The sequence below is a fragment of the Bacillus sp. CGMCC 1.60114 genome, from assembly GCF_042676365.1.
Classification (GTDB): domain Bacteria; phylum Bacillota; class Bacilli; order Bacillales; family Bacillaceae_G; genus Bacillus_A; species Bacillus_A rhizoplanae_A.
Window position 1 is genome coordinate 265,312 of sequence record NZ_JBHTHG010000118.1, and the last position, 1,155, is coordinate 266,466.

General features: G+C 34.5%; 1 protein-coding gene. It reads left to right on the forward strand.

Translation table 11 applies throughout. The annotated features are described in order from the left end of the window. Positions 1-1,125, forward strand: a 1,125-nt coding sequence (locus ACFQZ1_RS22645; RefSeq protein ID WP_377884398.1) for an RNA-guided endonuclease InsQ/TnpB family protein, incomplete at its 5' end; no start/stop codon positions are given. Between the last annotated feature and the right edge of the window lie 30 nt (positions 1,126-1,155).

Genomic DNA, 1,155 nt, shown 5'->3' on the forward strand with positions numbered 1-1,155 from the left:
ATAGATTATCATTTTCTGGATGCATTATTTAAAGTGATGATTCAGAATGATTATCGTGCTTTGCCTACGCAATCTAGTCAATTCATCATGAAAAATGTATTCCAAAATTGGAAGTCTTTTTTTGCTAGTTTAAAAGATTATAAAAAGAATCCAAATAAATATACTGGAAGACCTAGAATTCCAAAATATATTCGTTCTTATGAAAAAGAGATTCTGTATACAAATCAAGATTGTGTCATTAAAAATGATAAGTTTTTAAAGTTTCCAAAGACAAAATTGCAATTAAACATTGGAAAATTAGGGTTTACTGAAGGGAAGCTGAAACAAGTTCGTGTCATTCCCAAATACAATGAATATGTAGTGGAATTGGTGATAGATGTTCCTTCAGAACAACAATCCGTTGAAGAGAATGGTCGTTATATGAGTATTGATTTAGGTATTGATAACCTTGCAACCATTGTAACAAACACAGGTATGAAACCTGTACTTGTTAAGGGCAAACATGTCAAAAGCATAAATCAATATTACAATAAAATGAAGAGCCATTTTACAAGTGTTCTCAGGAAAGGTAAACAAACAAAGGAAGGACCTTTTACTTCTAAAAGAATAGAAAAACTTCACCAAAAGCGTTACCTGAAAATAAAGGACATCTTCCATAAAGCTAGTCATCATATTGTAAAACTAGCTCAAGAAGAGGAAGTTTGCAAAATCGTTATTGGTCAAAACAAAAGTTGGAAGCAAGAAACGAATATGGGAAAGAAAAATAACCAAACGTTTTACCATATCTCGCATCGTGTATTGATTCAAATGATTACATACAAAGCAAATGCAGTAGGCATTCAAGTTTTTGTAACCGAGGAATCTTACACATCAAAAGCAAGTTTTCTAGATCATGACTTTATTCCAACGTATGGAGCAAATGACCAAAGTGCAACGTTTTCAGGAAAACGAATGAAGCGTGGTATGTATCGTTCTGCAAAAGGAATCGAAATCAACGCAGACGTAAATGCTGCGGCTAATATTTTACGAAAAGTAGTCCCGAATGCATGGGCAAACGGGATAGAGGGGTTAGGCGTGAAACAGCTCGCTAGTGTGTTAACTCCACTGACGTTAATCGTCCGTTAGGTCGAAACGTTAGAAACCCCCACTTCAAGC